This window comes from Janibacter alkaliphilus (assembly GCF_013408565.1).
In the GTDB taxonomy this organism is placed as follows: domain Bacteria; phylum Actinomycetota; class Actinomycetes; order Actinomycetales; family Dermatophilaceae; genus Janibacter; species Janibacter alkaliphilus.
This window is the reverse complement of sequence record NZ_JACBZX010000001.1, coordinates 2,420,004-2,441,818: the sequence shown is the minus strand read 5'-3', so window position 1 is coordinate 2,441,818 and position 21,815 is coordinate 2,420,004. Positions and strand designations below refer to the sequence as shown.

Below are 21,815 nucleotides of genomic sequence, written 5' to 3'. Positions count from 1 at the left end.
GCCACGGCCGGGACCTGGACGCTGACCGTCCTTCGACAGGGGCCTGCGCGGGCGTCGGCGGCGTCGGTAGGCTCCCGACCAGCAAGCCGCGACAACGGTGCGCGGAGGGTGGACCGAAGGAGATCCCGTGAACGACAGCGCCAGTCCTCGACTCGTCGAGGGCGACCCGAACGACTCCCTGGCGGCGGTGCCGGGGCGCAACGCGGCGAAGGACCCGCAGCGGGTGGCCTTCTCGGTCAAGGAGACCGACAGCTGGCGCGACGTGACCGCGGCCGAGTTCGACCAGCAGGTCCGGGCGCTGGCGAAGGGGTTCGTCGCGGCCGGGCTCGAGGCCGGGGACCGGGTGGGGATCATGGCCCGGACCCGCTACGAGTGGACGCTGACCGACTTCGCCGCCTGGGTGGCCGGTCTGGTGCCCGTGCCGATCTACGAGACGAGCTCTGCGGAGCAGGTCGAGTGGATCCTGGCCGACTCCGGGGCCACCGGTCTGGTCGTGGAGACCGCCGCCCACGAGCGGGTCGCCCAGGAGGCGCGTACCAACGCACCCGACCTGACCCACCTGTGGGTGATCGACAACGGCGACCTGGACACCCTGACCACCGACGGGGCCGACGTCGAGGACACCCGGATCGAGGAGCGGATCGCCAGCGCCGGGCGGGACTCGCTGGCCACGATCATCTACACCTCCGGCACGACCGGGCGGCCGAAGGGGTGCGAGCTCACCCACGACAACTTCCTCGGTCTCGCCGAGAACACCGTCGCCCGGCTGGGCGACGTGGTCAGCCGCGAGGGCGCCTCGACGCTGCTCTTCCTGCCGCTGGCGCACGTCTTCGCCCGGTTCATCGAGGTGCTCTGCGTGGTCGGCGAGGCCCGGATGGGGCACAGCGCCGACATCGCCAACATCCTCGACGACTTCCAGGCGTACCGTCCGACCTTCATCCTCGCGGTGCCGCGGGTCTTCGAGAAGATCTACAACAAGGCCAACGAGACGGCGACCGCCGACGGCAAGGGCAAGATCTTCGCCGCCGCCGCGGACACGGCGATCGCCTACTCGGAGGCGCTCGGCGCCGGCAAGGTGCCCTTCACGCTCAAGGCGAAGCACGCGGTCTTCGACAAGCTCGTCTACGCCAAGCTGCGGGCCCGGATGGGTGACAAGGTCGAGTACGCGGTCTCCGGCGGCGCCCCGCTGGGCACCCGGCTGGGGCACTTCTTCCGCGGCATCGGTGTGGTCATCCTCGAGGGCTACGGGCTGACCGAGACCACCGCCCCGGCGACGGTCAACGTGCCCGGCGCCGTGCGGATCGGCACCGTGGGCACCCCGCTGCCGGGGGTGTCGGTGCGCACCGCGGACGACGGCGAGGTGCTCATCGAGGGCGTCAACATCCTGCGGGGCTACCGCGGCAACCCCGAGGCGACCGCCGAGTCGATCCAGGACGGCTGGTTCCGCACCGGTGACCTGGGCGAGCTGGACGCCGACGGCTACCTGCGGATCACCGGCCGCAAGAAGGAGATCCTGGTGACCGCCGGCGGCAAGAACGTCGCCCCGGCGGTGCTCGAGGACCGGCTGCGGGCGCACCCGATCATCAGCCAGTGCATGGTCGTCGGCGACGGCAAGCCCTTCATCGGCGCGCTGGTCACCCTGGACGAGGAGATGCTGCCCGGCTGGGCCGCCAACCACGACCTCGGCACGATGAGCCTGGAGCAGGCCCGCACCGACGAGCGGGTGCTCGCTGAGATCCAGCAGGCGGTCGACGAGGCGAACAAGGCCGTCTCCAAGGCCGAGTCGATCCGCAAGTTCTCGGTGCTGGCCGACGACTTCACCGAGGAGAACGGGACGCTCACCCCGTCGCTGAAGCTCAAGCGCAACATCGTCATGCGCGACTACGAGGAGGAGATCGAGGCCCTCTACGGCTGAGCCTCTCCCCGGCCGGGCTCACCCGGCCACCTCGCGGTACTCCGACCAGGGCTCGCGCCTCGCGCGGGCCCTGGTCGCCGTCTGCGGGTCGACCAGGCCGGCGGCGACCAGGGCGGTGACCACCTCCCGCTCGCGCGGGTCGAGCGGCAGGTCGGACCCGCTGCTCAGGGTGCCGTCCTGCAGGCCGTGCAGCGCGGTCACCACGCAGTCGTCGCAGCCGACGTGCTGCACCGGGCAGGTCTCGCAGTCGATCGTCACGGTCCGTCCGGGCACGGGGACCACCTCCTCGCTCGCGCCGGGTCCATCCCGGCACGACCGACGCTAGGCACCCCCACCGACAGCCCACCTCCGCCCTCCCCCCTTCACCCCGCATCGCCGCCCAACCACCCGGCTACCACGCAGTAAGTGCTGTGATCACAGCACTTACTGCGTGGTAGGTCGGTCGGTAGCGCGCGAGACCCTGCGTCCGGGGAGTCGCGAGCGAGTGCGCAGGGCGGCGAAGGGCAGAGCTGACCGGCCGGTCGGGAGCGGCCGGTCAGCACCAGGTGAGCGAGCGACCGTGCCCGTGCACCCAGCCCAGCGCCTGACCGTCGAGACCGAGGCAGAAGCTCGCCTCCTCCGGCGCCGCGCACCCGGCGCTCGCGGCCACCTCCGGCAGCACCCCGGCCCCCTCCTGGCTGATCCAGCGTGCCGGCAGCCCCGCGACCAGGCCCGGCCACGCGGCCCGTAGGTCGGGCGGGAAGTACGCCGCCACCGCGCTGTGCAGGATCACCACCGTGGCCTGCGGGGCCTCGCGACGGGCCTGGGCGACCAGCTCGCCCACGGCGCGCGCGTCGTCGCGCACCAGGGTCACCGGCGCCTCCCGGGCGGCAGGGCCGCTCAGCATCTCGGCCGCCGCGTCGAGACGCGCCCGCCGGTCCTCGTGCTCGGGCCAGACGAGCATCTGGAGCCAGCGGACGGTGCTCGGGTCGGCGATGTCCAACGGGTTGAGGTCGAGCCCGCCGCGCCAGACGATCTCGGGCAGCACCGTCGGCAGCGGCGCCGCGCCGTCGACCCGGCACTCCAGGAGCACCGCCGAGGCACCGTCAGCGGGGTCGAGCCGGGCGAGCTCCCGACCGCTGCGGTCGGTGTAGCGGTACGAGCACCGGTCCGGGTAGAGGCACAGCCCGGCGCTGGCGCCGACCTCGACCAGCGCCAACGGGCCGGGCAGGCCGGCCAGCACCGGCAGCATCGTCGCGCAGCGACCGATCTCGTTGGTCTGGGTCGAGCGGGCCAGCATCGTCGCGCGCACCTGCGGCCACCGGCCGACCAGCACCGTGCGCAGCTCGTCGTACCCGGAGGGCGTCGGCGCCCCGTGCCAGCGGGCCGCCGCGAAGAGCAGGTTCGGCTGGCGGCGCGGCACCGGCAGCTCGCCGAGCAGCGCCAGCACCTCGTCGTCGGCAGCGACCCCGTGGGCCCAGGCGACGTAGGTGGGCGACTCCCCCGTCGCCTCGTGCACGGCGAAGTGCCGGTAGAAGCCGGCGGTGTCCTCCAGGTCGTCCATCGTGCGCACCCACCCACGATGGCACCCTTCGACACCCCCTTCGCCCCCTCGACCCTCACCGCGCAGCGCCACCTACCGACCCGGCTACCACGCAGTAAGTGCTGTGATCACGACACTTACTGCGTGGTAGCCGGGTTCTTAGGGGCGCGGCGGGTGGACCCCCCGGGTGACGAAGGGGGCAGAAGGGCCTGTGGGAAGGGGGCGGGCCGCGTGTCGGGAGGGCGTTGTCGGACCCCACGCCTAGCGTGCCTGGACATGAGCACCCACGCCGTCCAGCAGACCCTGGACGACCTGGGCACCCCGCTGGTCGGCACCACCTTCGTCGTCGTCGACCTGGAGACCACCGGCGGCTCGCCCCGGGACTGCGGGATCACCGAGATCGGCGCGGTCAAGGTGCGTGGCGGCGAGGTGATCGGCGAGCTGCAGACCTTCGTCGACCCGGGCGAGCCGATCCCGCCCTTCATCCAGACCCTCACCGGGATCACCGACGCGATGGTCCGCGGCGCGCCCCGGCCGGCGGCGGCGGTGACCAGCTTCCTGGAGTTCGCGCACGGCGCGGTGCTGGTGGCGCACAACGCCGGCTTCGACATCGGCTTCCTCAAGGCGGCCTGCGCCGCGCACGACCTCACCTGGCCGCGCCCCCAGGTGCTCGACACCGTCCACCTTGCCCGCCAGGTGCTCGGCCGCGAGGAGACCCGCAACCACAAGCTGGCCACGCTGGCCGCCCACTTCGGCGCCGAGACCACCCCGGACCACCGGGCGCTGCACGACGCCCGGGCCACCGTGGACGTGCTGCACGGGCTCATCGGGCGGCTCGGCTCCCAGGGCGTCACCAGCCTCGAGGAGCTGGCCGCGCTGAGCAGCCGGGTCACCCCCGAGCAGCGGCGCAAGCGTCACCTGGCCGACGGGCTGCCGCACGCCCCGGGCGTCTACGTCTTCACCGACGACGCCGGGGAGCCGCTCTACGTCGGCACCTCGGTGGACATCCGCACCCGGGTGCGCAGCTACTTCACGGCCTCCGAGCAGCGGCGCCGGATGTCCGAGATGGTGCGCCTGGCCGCCGGGGTCACCCCGATCGTCTGCGCCACGACGCTGGAGGCCCAGGTGCGCGAGCTGCGGCTGATCGCCCAGCACAAGCCGCGCTACAACCGCCGCTCGCGCCACCCCGAGCGGGCCTGGTGGCTCAAGCTGACCGACGAGGCCTTCCCCCGGATCTCGCTGGTGCGCACCGTCGGCACCGACGACCTCGTCTGGGCCGGTCCCTTCGGCAGCCGCGGCCAGGCCGAGGAGGCGGCGGCCGCGCTGGTCGAGGCGGTGCCGCTGCGCCAGTGCCTGCAGCGGCTCTCGCCGCGTCGTCCCGGCACCCCGTGCGCGCTGCTGGACATGGGGCGCTGCGCCGGGCCGTGCACCGGGCAGGTGCCGGTCGAGGACTACGCCCGCACCGTGGCCGAGGCCGCGGCCGTGCTCGCCGGGGACTCCCGCGCCGGCCTGGAGGTGCTCCGGGAGCGGATGCGCCGGCTGTCCACCCAGGCCCGCTACGAGGAGGCGGCCACCGTGCGCGACCGGATGGGCGCGCTGGTGCGGGCTGCGTCCCGGACCCAGCGGACCACCCCGCTGGTCACCATGCCCGAGCTGGTCGCGGCACGGCGCACGGCCCGTGGCGGCTGGGACCTCGTCTGCGTCCGGCACGGCCGGCTCGCCGGCAGCACCAGCGCGCCCCGGGGCGCCGACCCGATGCCCTACGTCGAGGCGCTGCGCCTCAGCGCCGAGGTGGTCGCGCCGCCGACCGGACCGGGCAGCAGCGCGCTGCCCGCCGAGACCGAGATGGTGCTGCGCTGGCTGGAGGAGCCGGGCACCCGGCTGGTCGAGGTGGACGGGGCCTGGACGTGCCCGGTGGGCGGCGCCGCGGCCGCCCACGAGGAGCTGGCCCCTGCTCTAGGCTGGGCCTCGTGATCACCGCCATCGTCCTCGTCAGCGCCAGCGTCGACCGGATCCCCGAGGTCGCCGAGCAGATCGCCGAGATCGACGGTGTCAGCGAGGTCTACTCGGTCGCCGGGGACGCCGACCTCGTCGCGATGGTCCGGGTGCGTCAGCACGAGCAGCTCAGCGACGTCATCGCCGACCGGCTGAACAAGGTCCCCGGTGTGCGCGACACCCAGACGCACATCGCCTTCCGCACCTACTCCCGGCACGACCTCGAGGCGGCCTTCAGCCTCGGCCTCGAGTAGAGGTCTAGGGTGAGTGCCGGAGGCGGCGTCATGGGCGGCCAATCCTGCGCCGCTGACTTTGTCCCGCAGTCTGGTCAAGCCCCTCGGATTCGCGGACCGAACTGAGGGAGAGTTCTTCTGTGACCACTGATCCACTTCTTAACCGCTTCGTTCTGCGTTCCCGGCGAATCGCGTCACACTCCTTGGCCCGTGACCGGGATGGGCTCAAGTCATTGAGTCGCATGACACTAACTGGCCACCTCGGGCTCGACGGCACTATGGAGATGCGCCGAACGTTGCCCGATGAAGAGGTGTTCGAGTCCCTGGCAGCACGTGTTCGACCCCTCCTAGTGAAGTCCGAGTCAATCCACTACTCGCGAGTCATTGATGCAGTCCGGTCCAGTGTCGAGGCGACGACCATGGACGTACCTACTGAGTTGACCAGAAGTCTCGATGATCTGCGCAGCGAGTGGTCCCGACTGAATCTTGATGGCAGGGAAGTTCTGCGCTTCGCCGTCCAGGCGTCTCAGGTCAATCAAACCTGGGCCACCCCCAGGTGTCCGATACACAGTTGGCGGCCGCCTGGCTGTACGGCGACGTGGTCCACGTTGACACACGAGGACACAAGAGCGAAGGCCAGCTCTTCCCGGTCAAGGAACGCTACTCCGCGGCTGTCACGTACTTCGCTCATGCGGCTTTGCTGAGTCTCCTGACTATGGACCTCGTACTAGCTCTGCATGAACTTGGCGTGATCGAGCTCAGCCACGAATCATTAGAGGCAGACGTGATCGTGGGTCAGTTCGAGTTGGTCGATGAAGGCGTGGCCTACATAGGGCCCATTGGCTCAACAATGCCTGAACTTGACACCATAGTGAATGGAACTGTTCCAGATGAGTTCCACCAGCTCTCGGTGACAGAACTGCTGCGACAGAACTCCTCCAACGAGGTCCAGGTATTGCTCACTGCAGGAGACGGGTCAATAGTGAGCGAGTACGAGGCAGCGGTGACTCGTCGCGGGAGCCAGGAAGGGCGCCTACTCTGGGAGTGTCTCGTGGCAGGCGCCGTCACCATCCAGGTGTCATTCGGAGTTCAAGCCGATAGGATTGAAGACGCAAAGCTGGAGAGCATCACCTCTGGCGCGACCACAAACCGCCTTAAGCTCGCTGAGGCTCTCCTGGGTCGCGAGATGGAAGCCAGCGACAGGATGAGTTTCTACGTCAATGGACAATTATTCTTCTCAATGGACCTACCTCAGGTTCCTGAGGAGGAGACGGCGTTCACCGACATCTCGATTGACACGCTATATGACCTCGTTGTCATAGAGAACATCACACATAGAGCACTAGCACCTCTTACTGGCAGCTACAGAAGTCACGATCGCGGTCTTCTGCGACGTGCCCGCCTCCTCTGGGAGGGGGAGGTCGTTCCATTCGGTACCGGCCCTTTACGTGCCGAATCACCAGCAGGCGTAGTTCCCAAGGTAGTCATAGCTCCAGCACACAACCTCCAGATCGGAGACAGCGAGTTTCCAGTCCCTGAGACCTGCATCAGGCATTCGCAAATGTCCGCCGAGTCAGCTACTGCCATCCCAGACAGAGACCCTCCTGTCGACACCATCGAGATGGTGGTGCCGTCAGGTGAAGTTTTCGCGGCGTGGGCGCCAGGGGTACGGGAGGTCCGCGGTGATCAGGACCTGACGGACTTGACTCCCTGGGGTCTCTCACACTTTGATCTTTAGATTCACTTGAGGCCACAAACACCTGGTCCTGCCGCCACATGGTCCGATCGAGCGTCAAACTGCCCAGGGTTTGCAAGTCTTGCAGGTCAGGTACGCCTCGAACGGAAGCGCGACCCCTATATGCCCTCAGGCATGCCAGACCTGCTTGCCCGAGACGGCACTTTCAAGAGCAGCACACCAGGGACTTTCGAATCCGATCCGTCCGCTACGGGTGCGCCCACGCCTTGCAGGGACGGGCAGCGGGCTAAACCTCACGTCAGCAGCGGGCTAAACCTCACGTCAACAGCGCGTCATCGGTGCTCACCGCGACCCAACGCTCCAGCAGGGCGGCCGCCGAGCCGTCGTCGATGACCGCCGCGGCGCGCTGCACCCCGGCGCGGACCACCTCGGCCACCTCGTCGGCCGGCACCGGCGCCCCGCCCTGCCCAGCCAGGGCCAGCGCGGTCCCGGCGTTGAGCAGCACGGCGTCGCGCACCGGACCCGGCTCTCCCGCCAGCAGCCGCCGCACGACGTCGGCGTTCTCGGTGGCCACCCCGCCGCGCAGCGACTCCAGGGGCGCACGGGAGAGTCCGACGTCCTCGGGCGCCAGGCTGACCTCGGTGATCTGCCCCTGAGCCACCCACCACATCGACGAGGTCGTCGAGATGGTCATCTCGTCCAGCCCGTCGTCGCCGCGGAAGACCACCGCGTCCCGGCCACGGTCGGCGAAGACCCCGGCGATCAGCGGGGCGAAGCGCGGGTCGGCCACCCCGACCGCGGAGTACCGCGGCTGGGCTGGGTTGGTCAGCGGCCCGAGCGCGTTGAAGACCGTCGGGACGGCCAGCCCGCTGCGGGCCTCGGCCGCGAAGCGCATGGACGGGTGGAAGGTCCGGGCGAAGCAGAAGGTGATGCCGGCCTCGGTCGCCACCCGGGCCACCTGCTCCGGCTCCAGGTCCAGGCGCAGGCCCAGCACCTCGAGCACGTCCGCCGTCCCGGAGGACGAGGAGGCCGCCCGGTTGCCGTGCTTGACCACCCGCACGCCTGCGGCGGCGATGGCCAGGGCGCTCATCGTCGAGATGTTCACGGTGTTGTGCCGGTCGCCGCCGGTGCCGACGATGTCCAGGGTCTCCCCCGGCACCTCGATCCGGCGGGCGCTGTCCAGCATGACGTCGGCCAGCCCCCGCAGCTCGGCGGTGGACTCCCCCTTCGCCCGCAGCGCCACGAGGAAGCCGGCCAGCTGCACCGGGGAGGCCTCGCCGGACATCACCTGGGCCATCGCCCAGGCGGCCTCGTCCCGCGCGAGGTCGCGACCCTGCAGCAACGCGGTGAGCAGGTCCGGCCAGGTCGTCGCCACCGGGCTCGCGTCGCTCACCGGCTCAGGCGTCCGGCCCGGGACGACCCGGGTCCGGGGCGAAGCCGGCCACCGGCGCACCGGCCGCGGCGTCCCGGCCCATCCGCGCCACCGTGTCGGCCAGCGCGATCGGGTCCAGCGGGTGCGGCACCACGGCGTCGGACATCGACCACGAGGCCAGCCACCCGTCCTGCGGCCGGCCGATGAGCAGCAGCACCGGCGGGGCGTCGCTGACCTCGGCCTTGATCTGCCGGGAGAGGGCCATGCCGCCGGTCTTGGCGGCCTCGCCGTCGAGGATCACCAGGTCGATGCCGCCCTCGTCGACCGCCTCGAGGACGGCCGGGGCGGTGGCGCACTCGGTCCAGCGGACGACCTCGACGTCGCGGGCGGGTCGGCGACCGACGCCGGCCCGGACCGCGTCCCGGGTGAGATAGCTGTCGCTGTAGAGCAGCACGTGCAGCTCGAGGCGCGGCGCCGCAGGGCCGTCGGCGGGCGATCCGCCGAGGGTGGTCGCGGCATGGCTGGACCCGGTTGCGCTCATGGCACCCGATGGTAGCCACCGCCGGTCCCAGGCGAGACGAAGGTCGCCCACAGGGTGCTCAGGGAATGGTGCGAGACCGTGACCACGCCAACGACGGGGGGTGGCCGCACAGCCGTGGCCTGGTGGTCCATACTGTCTTCGTGGCCACAGCATCCTCCCCTGCCTCGACCTCGGCCGAGCCCGTCGGCGCGCACGCCTCGCTCGGTCCGGTGTCCCGCCCGAACATGGTCTCGGTCGGGACGATCGTCTGGCTCTCCAGCGAGCTGATGTTCTTCGCCGGCCTCTTCGCCATGCTCTTCACCCACCGGGCGATCAACCCCGAGGAGTTCGCCGAGCGGGCCGCCGAGCTCAACGTCCCCTTCGCCGCCGCCAACACCCTGATCCTCGTGGTCTCCTCGGTGTGGTGCCAGCTGGGTGTGATGAAGGCCGAGGACGGTCAGAAGGCGCGCACCGGCAGCCTGCTGCAGGTCGGCAGCTGGGGGATGCGCGAGTGGTACGTGCTCACCTACATCTTCGGCGCGGTCTTCGTCTCCGGGCAGGTCATGGAGTACGCCACCCTGGTCAGCGAGGGCATCACGCCGAGCGCCGACGGCTGGTCGTCGGTCTTCTACCTCACCACCGGCCTGCACGGCATCCACGTCACCGGCGGCCTCATCGCCTTCCTGCTGATCATCGGCCGCACCTTCACCACGCGGCACTACAGCCACGCCCAGGCCACCGGCGCCGTGGTGACCTCCTACTACTGGCACTTCGTCGACGTCGTGTGGATCGCCCTCTTCGCCGCGATCTACCTGCTCGGGTGACTCCGAATGACTGACACGAACCGATCCCGAAACCGCCCCCGCAGGACAGGACGCCGCATGCCCCGCCTGAACCGCCGCCACCCCGCCGCGATCGGCCTGCTGCTGCTGCTCGCCCTGATGGTGACCGGTACCGCCTACAGCGCCATGGCACCCAGGACCGCCGAGGCGGCGACGAGCAGCGCCGACGACCTGGAGAACGGCAAGAAGCTCTTCACCGCCAACTGCGCCACCTGCCACAACGCCAACGGCACCGGCATCGAGGACGTCGGCCCCAGCCTGGTCGGGGTGGGCGCCGCCTCCGTCGACTTCCAGATGGGTACCGGCCGGATGCCGATGCTCGCCCCGAGCCAGCAGGCCCCGCGGGTGGAGAAGACGCACTTCACCGAGGAGGAGATCGACGACGTGGCCGCCTACGTCGCCTCCCTCGGCCCCGGCCCGAGCGTGCCGTCCGAGGAGATGGTCGACGGCTCCAAGGGCGACGCCGGCCGCGGCGGCGAGATCTACCGGGTCAACTGCGCGATGTGCCACAACAGCGCCGGCGCCGGTGGCGCGCTGACCCGCGGCAAGTACGCCCCCTCCCTGCAGGGCGTCGACTCCACGCACATCTACGAGGCCATGCTCACCGGTCCGCAGAGCATGCCGGTCTTCAACGACACCAACATCACCCCGGAGGAGAAGCGGGACGTCATCGCCTACCTCGAGCAGCAGCAGGAGGCCGGCAACCCCGGCGGCAACCCGCTCGGCTCGCTCGGCCCGGTCACCGAGGGGCTCTTCGCCTGGACCGCCGGGCTGGGGCTGCTCGTGGTGGCCGCCATCTGGCTGGGCAAGAAGTCGGCCTGACCACCCCCGCACGAGACAGCGCCCCTTGACCACCGCCACGATCGACAGGAACGCCGAACGATGAGTGAGAACACCCCCGACGAGAGCCGGCCGGGCGACCCGGAACCGGGCTCGGCGGCCGTGCGCCTCGACCAGGGGCACGTCCAGGGCGACGGCGGTCTGCCGGAGCAGTTCCAGAACCCGGGGATGCCGCCGCACGAGCACCGCGCGGCCGACGACGACCCGAAGGCGGCCAAGCGGGCCGAGCGTCAGGTCGCCGGGCTCTTCCTGCTCTCCATGCTCGGCACGGTGCTCTTCATCGTCGCCTACTTCATGGTCGACGTGGAGACCGAGGTCTACGTCCCGATCACCGGCCAGATGAGCCTGGCCAACCTGCTGCTCGGCCTCGGTCTGGCGCTCTCCCTGCTGGGCATCGGTCTGGGCGCGGTGCAGTGGGCCAAGACCCTCATGCCGGACACCGAGGTCGTCGAGATGCGCCACCCGCTGCGCTCCTCGAAGGAGTCCCGGGACGGCTTCGTCGACACCATGCTGGACGGCGCCGAGTCCTCCCAGCTCACCCGCCGCCCGCTGCTGAAGGCCACCTTCGGCGGCGCCATGGGTCTCTTCTCGCTGCCGCTGCTGGTCCAGCTCGTCGGCAGCCTCGGCCCGCTGCCGAAGAAGGACCTCTCGACGACGATGTGGACCGAGGGCAAGCGGCTGATGCTCGACCCGGAGGCCCGCCCGGTGAAGGCGAGCGACGTCACCATCGGGTCCGTCTTCCACATCCTCCCCGAGGGGATCATGGACATCCACGGCCCGGACCGGCTGACCCAGATCGGCAAGGCGACGGTGCTGATGATGCGCCTGAACCCCGAGGACTTCCAGGACACCGAGAAGGGCCGGAAGGCCCGCGAGTGGGGCTACCAGGGTATCGTCGCCTACTCCAAGGTGTGCACCCATGTCGGCTGCCCGGTCGGGCTGTACGAGCAGACCACGCACCACCTGCTCTGCCCCTGCCACCAGTCGACGTTCGACGTCACCAACGACTGCGAGGTCATCTTCGGCCCCGCCGGGCGCCCGCTGCCGCAGCTGAAGATCACTGTGGATGGCGAGGGCTACCTCATCGCCGACCAGGAATTCCAGGAGCCTGTCGGCCCGAGCTTCTGGGAGCGTGAGTCCTGATGAGCGCGACGAGCCGACCGGCGGACGCCCTGCGGGCGGACGACCAGCCCAGCCGACCGCCGCTGGGCAAGGGGGCCCGACGCGCCGGCGGCGTGGCCGGGTGGATCGACGACCGCACCGGCGCCGCCAAGGGCGTCGGATACCTCATGAAGAAGGTCTTCCCCGACCACTGGTCCTTCATGCTCGGCGAGATCGCCATGTACTCGATGATCGTGTGCATGCTCACCGGGGTCTTCCTGACCTTCTGGTTCGACCCCACCCAGGGCGAGGTCGTCTACGAGGGCTCCTACGTCCCGCTGCAGGGCGTGGAGATGTCCCGGGCCTACGCCTCGACGCTGGACATCTCCTTCGACGTCAAGGGCGGTCTGCTGATCCGCCAGATCCACCACTGGTCGGCGCTGCTCTTCATCGTCGCCCTGTCGGTGCACATGCTGCGCGTCTTCTTCACCGGCGCCTTCCGCAAGCCGCGCGAGATCAACTGGATCATCGGCTGCGTGCTCTCGCTGCTCGCGCTGGTCGAGGGCTTCGCCGGGTACTCGCTCCCCGACGACCTGCTCTCCGGCACCGGGCTGCGGGCCGCGCAGGGCTTCATCCTGGCGATCCCGGTGATCGGCAGCTACGTCAGCTACGCCCTCTTCGGTGGTGGCTTCCCGGGCGAGGACATCATCCCGCGCCTCTACTCGGTGCACATCCTGCTGCTGCCCGGTCTGCTCATCGCGCTCTTCACCGCGCACATCGTGCTGGTGGCGGTGCAGAAGCACACCCAGTACCCCGGGCCCGGCCGGACCAACGACAACGTCGTCGGCTTCCCGGTGATGCCGGTGTACGCGGCCAAGGCCGGCGGCTTCTTCTTCATCGTCTTCGGCGGGATCGCGCTGATCTCCTCGCTGGTGCAGATCAACGCGGTCTGGGTGCACGGGCCCTACATGCCGAACGCCACGACCGCCGGCGCCCAGCCGGACTGGTACATGGGCTTCCCGGACGGGGCGCTGCGGCTGCTGCCGGGGTGGTTGGAGTTCACCACCTTCGGCTACACCTGGGCCTGGCCGGTGATCATCGGTGCCCTCCTGGTCATCCCGCTCTTCTACGGAGGGATGATCGCCTACCCCTTCATCGAGGCCTGGGTGACCGGTGACAAGCGTGAGCACCACCTGCTGGACCGCCCGCGCAACCGGCCCACCCGGACCGCCCTCGGTGTCGCCGCGCTCACCCTCTACGGCGTGCTCATGTTCGCCGCGAGCAACGACATCATGGCGATCAAGTTCGACCTGTCGATCAACGACATCACCCAGCTGCTGCGGGTGCTGACCTTCGTCGGACCGGTCATCGCCTTCTGGGCGACGAAGCGGATCTGCCTGAGCCTGCAGCGGCACGACCGGGAGGTCGTGCTGCACGGCCGGGAGACCGGTCGGATCGTCCGAGGGCCCGGCGGCGACTTCCACGAGGTGCACGCCCCGCTGGACGCCTACGAGCGCTGGACCTACGTCCAGCACGACCCGGCCGAGCCGCTGCAGATCGAGGGCGACACGGACGCCAACGGGGTGCCCCGCAAGGGTGGCGCCAAGCGCAAGCTGCGGGCGCGGCTGCACGGCTTCTTCTTCGACGACGAGATCCGACCGGTCACCCCGGCGGAGCTCGAGGCCGCGCACCACGAGCACGACGAGCACGAGGCCGTGGAGGGCGCCAAGGAGCCGGCCGGCATCGGCAGCCGCTGAGTGGCCGAGCCGCCCACCGCACGCAGGGCCCCGGGAGCACGCTCCCGGGGCCCTGAGCCGCACCTGGCCGCGATGGCCCACCGAGCGCCGGCGCTGCTACCACCGATGGAGCCCACATGATCGACGTCGACCGTGCCCACTTCGAGCGGCTGGTCCAGGAGGGTCTGGACGAGGTGCCGGCGCAGATGCTCGACCTGCTCGACAACGTCGCCTTCCTCGTCGAGGACGAGCCGGACCCGGTCGAGCTGGAGATGCCGCCGAACGAGGCGGTCGACCTGCTCGGGATCTACCTGGGGGTGCCGCTGCCGGAGCGCGACGGTGGCTGGGCCGGGGCGCTGCCGGACCGCATCTTCCTCTTCCGGGGTCCGCTGACCCGGATGTGCGACTCCCTGGAGGAGCTGCGCGAGGAGATCACCGTGACGATCGTCCACGAGGCGGCGCACCACGTCGGGATCGACGAGGAGCGGCTGCACGAGCTCGGCTGGGGCTGATCGCGCGTCACGGTCGCCGCCGGCAGCTGCCGGTGCACGCCTGGCGGGTCACGCCGCGGCGCTCTGCTCCTGCCACTGCGCCCAGGAGTACTGCCACACCCCGATGCCCTCGGTCGGCAGGAACTCCCGGTCGCTGCCGGTGAAGTCCACCGGATCCCCCGGCAGGCTGTTCTCGTAGACCCACTGCGCGTTCGCCGGGGCGAGGTTGACGCAGCCGTGCGAGACGTTGGTGCTGCCCTGGGAGCCCACCGACCAGGGCGCCGAGTGCAGGAACTCCCCCGTCCAGGTCACCCGGACGTTCCACTCGGTGTCGACGTTGTAGTAGTCCGGGTCGCCCTCGGGCACGCCCACGGTGCTGGAGTCCATGGTCATCTCGCGGACCTTGCCGATGACGATCTTCATCCCGGAGCGGGTCTCGGTCTCCGGGCCGGGCTTGCCGCTGCTGACCGGGTAGGTCTTGACGGTCCGGCCGCCGCGCTCGACGGTCATCTCGTGGTTGGCGATGTCGACGGTGCTCAGCTGCTCCCGCCCGATGGTCATCGAGCCGGACAGGTCCTCGGCCACCCACTTGTCGTCGCCGGTCTGGAAGCCGGTCAGCGGCGCGTCCACGCTCACCTTCGTCCCGGGCTCCCAGAACTCCTTCGGTCGCCACATCAGCTGGCGGTTGTCCAGCCATCCCCAGGAGCCCTCGGTGCTCGGGGTGGTCTTCACGGTCACCGCCTCCTCGATCTCCTTGCGGTAGACCTCGTCGGTCACCTCGGAGTCGAACTGGATGCTCACCGGCATGCCCACCCCGACGGTCTGCTCGTCGTAGACGACCCCGTAGGTGGCGGTCACCTCCGGCTCGTGGGTGGTGAAGGTGGAGGTCTGGGTGCTGTCGGTGCCGTCCGGTCCGGTGGCGGTGACCGCCACCTCATAGGTCTCCGACGGGCTCATCCGGGCCGAGCTGGTCCAGGTCTGGCCCTCCGCGGCGCCGGCCAGCTCGTCGCCGTCGGCGTCGGTGACGACGACCTCCTGCAGCTGTCCCTCGGTCACCATGACGGTGACCTCGTCGTCGGGCATGATCTCGCTGGCCTCGTCGCGGGGGCTGACCTCGACGGTCGCCGGCTCGGGGGTCGCGCTGCTCGAGCTGGCCGCCGCACCGCTGGAGCTGGCGGACCCGCTGCCACCGGAGCTGCCCGAGCAGGCCGCCAGGCCCATCGTCAGCGCCGCTCCCACGGCGACGGTCGTCGTCCTCGCACGCATACGTCAGTCCACCCTGCTCCGAGCCCGGCCACGTCGCGTCGGACGTGACCCGCCCGACGGGCGGCCGCCCCTGCCGCGACCGCTCCGCATCAGCCTACCGGCGGGCGTCGTCAGGCCCGAATCCTCGCCGGTCGCGCGCGGTCGACGGACCGGGGGCGTCGGTCAGCGGACCACCGGGATCTCGGCGGTCTCCTCGCTGGGGCCGGCGTAGAAGAGCATCCGGTCGCGCACCCCGCCGCTGCTGGTGGCGAAGCCGTGCCGCTCGTAGAAGCGCTGGCTGGCCCGGTCGCTCTCGTCGACGATGATGTTGATCTCCGGGGCCCCGCGCTCCTCGACGAGGTGCCGCGCCGCCGACAGCAGCGCGCTGCCGATGCCCTGGCTGCGCCGCTCGGGCCCCACGTAGAGCTCCTCGAGCTGGGCGATCGGCCCGTCGAACCAGATCGCCGGGCGCAGCGTCACCAGCGCGAAGCCGTCGTCCTCGCCGGCCAGCAGCGCGAAGGCGTCGCGCCCCTGGAGCATCCGGGCGAACCGGTCGGCGAGCACCTGCGCCGGGTCGGTCGGGGTCTCGTACTCGGTGTTGAAGGCCCACAGCAGCCGCCCCAGGGTGGGAGCGTCCGCCGCCGTCGCCTGCCGTACAGGGTGTCCCTCGTCCATGTCGACCGACGCTAGCGGCCGGGCCGGCGAGGCCGGGGCCGCCGCGGTCACGCGCCGGTTACGCGCGGGTCACGAGTCGGCAGAGCAGCGGGAGGCGGTCTCCCGTCACGGGCCCGCCGGTCTCCCGGCGGGGTCGTCAGCTGGCGTGCTCGCCCTGGTAGTACTCGAAGACCCAGCCGACGAGGGCGTAGACCCCGAAGACCGCACCGAGGAAGAAGACCCAGAAGCCGACGGCCACGCCGAGGAAGATGATCGCGCCGGACAGGCCGAGCCACAGGGGCCACCATGAGTAGGGGGCGAACTCGCCGTAGTCGCCGGCCTGGTCGGCGATCTCGCCGTCCGGGCTGTCGTCCGGCCGCGGCGGCAGGTCCTTGCCGGCCTTCCAGAGGAAGAAGCTGATCATCGCGCCGAGGCCGGCGGAGAGCAGCAGCGCGACGACACCGACCGGCTCGTCCCAGCCGGTGACCAGCCCGTAGGCGATCCCGCAGGCGGCGAAGAAGGCGCCGAGCAGGGTGAAGAGCTTGGTCTCGGCCTTCATCGGGCGTCTCCCGGGGTGGTCGGGGCGGAGGTCGAGCCGGTGCCGCCCGCGGAGCCGGAGCCGGCGCCTGCCTGGCCCGCGGCGAGCTCGCGGTCACGCTCCAGCGCGCTGCGGATCGCCTTCGGCGCGTACTCCGGGTGGTGCAGGTCGAAGGCGGGCCGCTCGGAGCGGATCCGCGGGATCGACGTGAAGTTGTGCCGCGGCGGCGGGCAGGAGGTCGCCCACTCCAGGCTGGAGCTGTACTCCCACGGGTCGTCGACCTCGACCTTCTCCCCCTTCGTCTGGGTCTTCCAGACGTTGTAGAAGAAGGGCAGGAAGCTCACCGCGAGGATGAGCGAGCCGACCGTGGAGATCTGGTTGCCCAGCTGCAGGCCGTCCTCGGGCAGGTAGTCGGCGTAGCGGCGGGGCATGTTGTTCGCGCCCAGCCAGTGCTGGATGAGGAAGGTCGTGTGGAAGCCGACGAAGAGCAGCCAGAACTGGATCTTGCCGAGCCGCTCGTCGAGCATCTTCCCGGTGAACTTCGGCCACCAGTAGAAGAGCGCCGCGAAGAAGCTGAAGACGATCGTGCCGAAGAGCACGTAGTGGAAGTGGGCCACGACGAAGTAGGTGTCGCTGACCTGGAAGTCCAGGGCCGGGCTGGCCAGGATGACCCCGGTCAGACCACCGAAGAGGAAGGTCACGAGGAAGCCGACGGCCCACAGCATGGCCGCGCTCATGACGATCTTGCCGCCCCACATCGTGCCGATCCAGTTGAAGAACTTCACCCCGGTGGGCACCGCGATCGCCATCGTCATGATCGCGAAGAACGGCAGGAAGATCTGGCCGGTGACGTACATGTGGTGGGCCCACACCGAGACCGACAGCGCGGCGATGGCGATGGTCGCGAAGACCAGCGTCTTGTAGCCGAAGATCGGCTTGCGCGAGAAGGTCGGGATGACCTCGGAGATCACGCCGAAGAACGGCAGCGCGAGGACGTAGACCTCGGGGTGCCCGAAGAACCAGAAGAGGTGCTGCCAGAGCATCACCCCGCCGTTGCTCGGGTCGAAGATGTGCCCGCCGAAGCGCCGGTCGAAGCCGAGGCCGATGAGCGCCGCGGCCAGCACCGGGAAGGCCATGAGGATGAGCACCGAGGTGATCAGCACCGTCCAGGTGAAGATCGGCATCCGGAACATCGTCATGCCGGGCGCCCGCATGCAGATGATCGTCGTGATGAAGTTGACGCCACCGAGGATCGTGCCGAAGCCGCTCAGGCCCAGGCCCCAGATCCACAGGTCGGCGCCGATCCCCGGGCTGAAGGCGGAGTCGGACAGCGGCGCGTAGGCGGTCCAGCCGAAGGAGGCGGCGCCGCCGGGGGTGAAGAGCCCCAGCGCGGCGATGATCCCGCCGAAGAGGAAGAGCCAGAAGGCGAACATGTTCAGCCGTGGGAAGGCCACGTCCGGCGCACCGATCTGCAGCGGCATGAGCGCGTTCGCGAAGCCGGCGAAGGAGGGCGTCGCGAAGAGCAGCAGCATGATCGTGCCGTGCATGGTGAACATCTGGTTGAACTGCTCGGGGTTGTCCACCACCTGCAGGCCGGGGGCCCACAGCTCGAGCCGGATGACGACGGCCATGACGCCGCCGACGAGGAACCAGAGGAAGCTGGTGATGAGGTAGAGGTTGCCGATGACCTTGTGGTCGGTCGTCGTGATGTACCGGAAGAACTGGGTGCCGGCCCGGGCCCGTCGCGCGGCCACCCGCTCGTTGCGCACGGAGTCGTCGGAGGTGCGGTTCAGGGCGCCGCTGACGGTGGACATCAGTTCGACTCCTCCTCGTCCAGGAGCGGCTGGTCCCGCTCGATGATCTCGTCGCGGTTGAGGTCGTTCGGCAGCAGGCCGGTGTTGCCCTGCTCCTCGAGCTCGGCCATGTGCGCGTCGTACTCCTCGCGGCTGACCACCTCGAGGTTGAAGAGCATCTGGCTGTGGTAGGCGCCGCAGAGCTCGGCGCACTTGCCCTGGAAGGTGCCCTCCTCGGTCGGGGTGACCTGCAGGACGTTCACCACGCCGGGGTTGAGGTCCATCTTCTCGAGGAAGGCCGGCACCCAGAAGGAGTGGACGACGTCGCGCGACGTCAGCTGCAGCTCCACGGTCTCCCCCACCGGGACGTAGAGCGTCGGCAGGGTCTCCTCGACGCCCTCCTCACCGGTCAGCTCGGCCATCTGACCGGACTCGTGCACGTCGGCGTCGACGTAGTTGAAGTCCCAGGTCCACTGCTTGGCGACGACGTTGATCGTCTCGTCCGGCTCCGCGCTGGTGTCGTGCAGGTCCTGGGTGGCGACCTCGGAGTAGTAGAAGAGGACGCCCACCATGAGCATGGGCACGACCGTGTAGAGGATCTCCAGCGGCACGTTGTACTGGAACTGCACCGGGAGGGTGTTGTCGTCCTTGCGCTTCCGGTAGGCCGCGACGCACCAGAGGATCAGGCCCCAGACGAGCACGCCGACCGCCAGCGCGGCGATCCAGGAGCCCATCCACAGCTCCTCGACCTGCTTGGACTCCTCGGTGATGCCGTTCGGCAGGTACCCGTTCGCCGGGTCGGCGTGCACCCCGACGGCGCCGCAGGCGGTGAGCACCAGCGGGCTCAGGGCAAGACCGAGGACGGCGAGACGGCGGCGCGAACGCGACCGGGCCGGACGGCGAGTCACAGGCACAAGACACCCACTCATCAGATGGTTCCAAACGACGGATGCCACGCTACCGCACAGGCCTGTCCTGACGCCGCAAGGGGTGCCCGGCGTCGAGCGTGCGGTGAGGCCTCAGCCCGGCGCCGTACCGCCGTCACCGGCAGCATCGTCCGCCGCTGCGCGCCAGTCGATCTCGGGGCAGGCCGCCGCAGCGCTCAGCCGGAGCAGGTAGTCCGTCCGGGCCATCTCGGTGACACCCAGCGTGGCCAGGTGGTCGGTGCGCCACTGCACGTCGATGATCCGGCGCGGGTCCCCGTCCCCGGCGACGATCCCGTCCAGGCGCACCAGCGCCGCCTTCGAGGCGTCGGTGGCCCGGTGGAACATCGACTCCCCGGCGAAGAGCCCGCGCACGCCGAGGCCGTAGAGGCCGCCGACGAGCTCGCCGGCCCGCCACACCTCGATGCTGTGCGCCCACCCGAGCCGGTGCAGCCGACCGTAGGCGGCGGCCACGGCCGGGGTGATCCACGCCCCCGAGCGGCTCGGGTCCGCGCAGCCGGCGACGACCGCGTCGAAGGCGCGGTCCACGGTCGTGGTGAAGGTGGGCAGCGAGCGCCGCAGCGACCGGCTCACCCGGACCGAGCCGGGCTCGAGCACGCCGCGGCGCAGCGGGGACCACCAGCCCAGCGGCGGCCCGCCGCCCTCGCCCACCCCCATCGGGAAGAGCCCGCCGCGGTAGGCGGCCAGCATCGTCCCGGGCTCGAGGTCGGCGCCGAGGGCGAGCAGGTCGTCCTCCCCGGCCCCGGCGGGGTCGGGCAGCCGCCAGCGGGTCGGCGGCGGCTCCGTCGGCGGGTGGGGCGGCCGCACGGGCGGCGAGGTCACCGGCCCGGGTCCTCGGTCAGGCCTGCTGCGCGCGGGTCAGGGGCGGGGGCAGCGCACGTGGCCGGCGATCCGGTCGGCGCTCTCCTGCCCGTAGGCCTCGGCGAGCCGCTCCAGGAAGCGGGCCTGGCCCAGCTCGTACTCCTGGGTGCCGACGGTCTCGATGACGTAGGTCGCCAGCATCGAGCCGAGCTCGGCCGACTCGCGCAGCGGCAGCCCCTCGGAGACGCCGGTGAGGAAGCCGGCGCGGAAGGCGTCGCCGACCCCGGTGGGGTCGGCCTTGCGCACCTCGCGGGCCACCCCGACCTCGATCGGCTCCTCGATCCCCTTCCCGGTGATCCGGACCCCGTCCTTGCCGAGGGTGGTGACCCGGTAGGTGACCCGGGAGTCGATCTCCTGCTGGCTCCAGCCGGTCTTCTGCTCGGTCAGGTGCGACTCGTACTCGTTGGTGATGAGGTACTCGGCCCCGTCGATGAGCTCGCGGATGAACTCGCCGTCGCTGAAGGCGAGCTGCTGGCTGGGGTCGGCGACGAAGGGGATGCCGCGGGAGAGGCACTCGCGGGTGTGCCGGCGCATCGCCTCGGGGTCGTCCGGGCCGACGAGCACGAGGTCGAGGCCGCCGACGCGCTCGGCGATGGGCGCCAGCTCGATCTCCCGGGCCTCGCTCATCGCGCCGGCGTAGAAGGTGGCGATCTGGGCCATGTCGTCGTCGGTGGTGCACACGAAGCGGGCGGTGTGCTGGGTCTGCGAGGTGAGCACCGAGCCGCAGTCGACGCCGTGCCGCTCCAGCCAGGAGCGGTAGTCGGCGAAGTCCTCGCCGACGGCGCCGACGAGCACCGGGCGCTGGCCGAGGTTGGCCATGCCGAAGCTGATGTTCGCGGCCACCCCGCCGCGGCGGACCTCGAGCGAGTGGGCGAGGAAGGAGACCGAGATCTTGTCCAGCTGGTCCGGCACGAGCGAGTCGGCGAACCTCCCGGAGAAGGTCATCAGGTTGTCGGTGGCGATGGATCCGGCGATGGCGATAGGCACCCGGTCACCCTACAGACGGCGAGGCCGCGGTCCCGGGAGGGAGACCGCGGCCTCGTCGTGAGGTGCGTCGCGTCGGCGGGCCCGCCCGGAGGGGGCCCCGCCGGGGGCTCAGCTGAAGGAGTCGCCGCAGGCGCAGGAGCTGCCCGCGTTCGGGTTGTCGATGGTGAAGCCCTGCTTCTCGATGGTGTCGGCGAAGTCGATGGTGGCGCCGGACAGGTACGGCGAGCTCATCCGGTCGACGACGACCTCGACGCCGCCGAAGTCACGGACCAGGTCGCCGTCGAGGCTGCGCTCGTCGAAGTACAGCTGGTAGATCAGGCCGGAGCAGCCGCCGGGCTGCACGCCGACGCGCAGCCGCAGGTCGTCGCGGCCCTCCTGCTCGAGCAGGGACTTCACCTTGCCGGCGGCGAGGTCGGTGAGGATGACGCCGTGCGTGTCCTCGGCGGTGGCCGGCGTGCTGGGCTGGGTGTCCTGGACGCTCATCGCGGTAGTCCTCGGATCGTCTCGGGGTCAGGTCTCTCGGGCGGCGC

General features: G+C 70.5%; 21 protein-coding genes. 9 read left to right on the top strand and 12 right to left on the bottom strand.

Going from position 1 to position 21,815, the window contains the following annotated elements:
• Window positions 1-127: 127 nt before the first annotated feature.
• Window positions 128-1,915 carry an AMP-binding protein gene (locus tag BJY28_RS11670; RefSeq protein ID WP_179463166.1) on the top strand — a complete coding sequence of 596 codons (1,788 nt, stop codon included), beginning with the start codon at window positions 128-130 and terminating at the stop codon, window positions 1,913-1,915.
• 18 nt (window positions 1,916-1,933) lie between these two features.
• Here the strand turns inward: BJY28_RS11670 and BJY28_RS11665 are convergent, their stop codons facing one another.
• Together BJY28_RS11665 and BJY28_RS11660 are read right to left on the bottom strand one after the other, a co-directional pair.
• Window positions 1,934-2,188 (bottom strand): hypothetical protein, encoded by a 255-nt coding sequence (locus tag BJY28_RS11665; RefSeq protein ID WP_218875312.1) that lies wholly within the window; start codon window positions 2,186-2,188, stop codon window positions 1,934-1,936.
• A 262-nt stretch (window positions 2,189-2,450) separates the two neighbouring features.
• Entirely contained in the window at window positions 2,451-3,458 is a 1,008-nt protein-coding gene (locus BJY28_RS11660; RefSeq protein WP_179464099.1) for a DUF2332 domain-containing protein, read from the bottom strand.
• A 255-nt stretch (window positions 3,459-3,713) separates the two neighbouring features.
• Here BJY28_RS11660 and BJY28_RS11655 point away from each other — a divergent pair, with 255 nt between their 5' ends.
• The 3 genes from BJY28_RS11655 to BJY28_RS11645 all read left to right on the top strand — a co-directional run bounded on the left by BJY28_RS11655 (window position 3,714) and on the right by BJY28_RS11645 (window position 7,403).
• Window positions 3,714-5,411 carry a DEDD exonuclease domain-containing protein gene (locus BJY28_RS11655; protein WP_179463164.1) on the top strand — a complete coding sequence of 566 codons (1,698 nt, stop codon included), beginning with the start codon at window positions 3,714-3,716 and terminating at the stop codon, window positions 5,409-5,411.
• Complete coding sequence (locus tag BJY28_RS11650; protein ID WP_179463163.1) at window positions 5,408-5,686, top strand: Lrp/AsnC ligand binding domain-containing protein; 279 nt, start codon at window positions 5,408-5,410, stop codon at window positions 5,684-5,686. The genes BJY28_RS11655 and BJY28_RS11650 overlap by 4 nt, the downstream gene beginning before the upstream one ends.
• Window positions 5,687-6,221: 535 nt before the next feature.
• Window positions 6,222-7,403 carry a hypothetical protein gene (locus BJY28_RS11645; RefSeq protein WP_179463162.1) on the top strand — a complete coding sequence of 394 codons (1,182 nt, stop codon included), beginning with the start codon at window positions 6,222-6,224 and terminating at the stop codon, window positions 7,401-7,403.
• 274 nt (window positions 7,404-7,677) lie between these two features.
• Here the strand turns inward: BJY28_RS11645 and trpD are convergent, their stop codons facing one another.
• Together trpD and BJY28_RS11635 are read right to left on the bottom strand one after the other, a co-directional pair.
• Window positions 7,678-8,754, bottom strand: a complete 1,077-nt coding sequence (gene trpD / locus BJY28_RS11640; protein WP_179463161.1) for an anthranilate phosphoribosyltransferase — start codon at window positions 8,752-8,754, stop codon at window positions 7,678-7,680.
• Between the two features lie 4 nt (window positions 8,755-8,758).
• Window positions 8,759-9,274, bottom strand: a complete 516-nt coding sequence (locus tag BJY28_RS11635) for a response regulator (protein ID WP_246313395.1) — start codon at window positions 9,272-9,274, stop codon at window positions 8,759-8,761.
• Window positions 9,275-9,414: 140 nt separating this feature from the next.
• Between BJY28_RS11635 and ctaE the strand changes: the two genes are divergently transcribed.
• The 5 genes from ctaE (at window position 9,415) to BJY28_RS11610 (ending at window position 14,284) form a co-directional block, all read left to right on the top strand.
• Entirely contained in the window at window positions 9,415-10,077 is a 663-nt protein-coding gene (gene ctaE, locus BJY28_RS11630) for an aa3-type cytochrome oxidase subunit III (protein WP_460630425.1), read from the top strand.
• Between the two features lie 57 nt (window positions 10,078-10,134).
• Window positions 10,135-10,917: a cytochrome bc1 complex diheme cytochrome c subunit gene (gene qcrC / locus BJY28_RS11625; RefSeq protein ID WP_179463160.1), complete on the top strand. Its 783-nt coding sequence runs from the start codon at window positions 10,135-10,137 to the stop codon at window positions 10,915-10,917.
• A gap of 60 nt (window positions 10,918-10,977) precedes the next feature.
• Window positions 10,978-12,078 carry a cytochrome bc1 complex Rieske iron-sulfur subunit gene (gene qcrA / locus BJY28_RS11620; RefSeq protein WP_179463159.1) on the top strand — a complete coding sequence of 367 codons (1,101 nt, stop codon included), beginning with the start codon at window positions 10,978-10,980 and terminating at the stop codon, window positions 12,076-12,078.
• A complete protein-coding gene (qcrB, locus tag BJY28_RS11615) occupies window positions 12,078-13,793 on the top strand; it encodes a cytochrome bc1 complex cytochrome b subunit (RefSeq protein ID WP_179463158.1) in 1,716 nt (571 codons plus the stop codon). Before qcrA ends, qcrB begins: the two co-directional genes overlap by 1 nt.
• Before the next feature lie 116 nt (window positions 13,794-13,909).
• Entirely contained in the window at window positions 13,910-14,284 is a 375-nt protein-coding gene (locus BJY28_RS11610) for a metallopeptidase family protein (RefSeq protein ID WP_179463157.1), read from the top strand.
• 48 nt (window positions 14,285-14,332) lie between these two features.
• On the opposite strand, the gene BJY28_RS11605 is transcribed toward BJY28_RS11610, so the two are convergent.
• The 8 genes from BJY28_RS11605 to BJY28_RS11570 all read right to left on the bottom strand — a co-directional run bounded on the left by BJY28_RS11605 (window position 14,333) and on the right by BJY28_RS11570 (window position 21,768).
• A complete protein-coding gene (locus BJY28_RS11605) occupies window positions 14,333-15,529 on the bottom strand; it encodes a L,D-transpeptidase (RefSeq protein WP_179463156.1) in 1,197 nt (398 codons plus the stop codon).
• Between the two features lie 162 nt (window positions 15,530-15,691).
• Window positions 15,692-16,183: a GNAT family N-acetyltransferase gene (locus tag BJY28_RS11600; protein ID WP_179463155.1), complete on the bottom strand. Its 492-nt coding sequence runs from the start codon at window positions 16,181-16,183 to the stop codon at window positions 15,692-15,694.
• A gap of 136 nt (window positions 16,184-16,319) precedes the next feature.
• Entirely contained in the window at window positions 16,320-16,721 is a 402-nt protein-coding gene (locus BJY28_RS11595; RefSeq protein ID WP_179463154.1) for a cytochrome c oxidase subunit 4, read from the bottom strand.
• Window positions 16,718-18,514, bottom strand: coding sequence for an aa3-type cytochrome oxidase subunit I (gene ctaD / locus BJY28_RS11590; protein ID WP_179463153.1), 1,797 nt, complete (start codon window positions 18,512-18,514; stop codon window positions 16,718-16,720). Before ctaD ends, BJY28_RS11595 begins: the two co-directional genes overlap by 4 nt.
• Window positions 18,514-19,401: an aa3-type cytochrome oxidase subunit II gene (ctaC, locus tag BJY28_RS11585; protein ID WP_343037082.1), complete on the bottom strand. Its 888-nt coding sequence runs from the start codon at window positions 19,399-19,401 to the stop codon at window positions 18,514-18,516. Before ctaC ends, ctaD begins: the two co-directional genes overlap by 1 nt.
• 111 nt (window positions 19,402-19,512) lie before the next feature.
• Window positions 19,513-20,259, bottom strand: a complete 747-nt coding sequence (gene aat, locus BJY28_RS11580) for a leucyl/phenylalanyl-tRNA--protein transferase (RefSeq protein WP_425485710.1) — start codon at window positions 20,257-20,259, stop codon at window positions 19,513-19,515.
• Between the two features lie 36 nt (window positions 20,260-20,295).
• Complete coding sequence (locus tag BJY28_RS11575; RefSeq protein ID WP_179463151.1) at window positions 20,296-21,285, bottom strand: PfkB family carbohydrate kinase; 990 nt, start codon at window positions 21,283-21,285, stop codon at window positions 20,296-20,298.
• Window positions 21,286-21,393: 108 nt separating this feature from the next.
• Window positions 21,394-21,768, bottom strand: coding sequence for a HesB/IscA family protein (locus BJY28_RS11570; RefSeq protein ID WP_179463150.1), 375 nt, complete (start codon window positions 21,766-21,768; stop codon window positions 21,394-21,396).
• Window positions 21,769-21,815 lie beyond the last annotated feature (47 nt).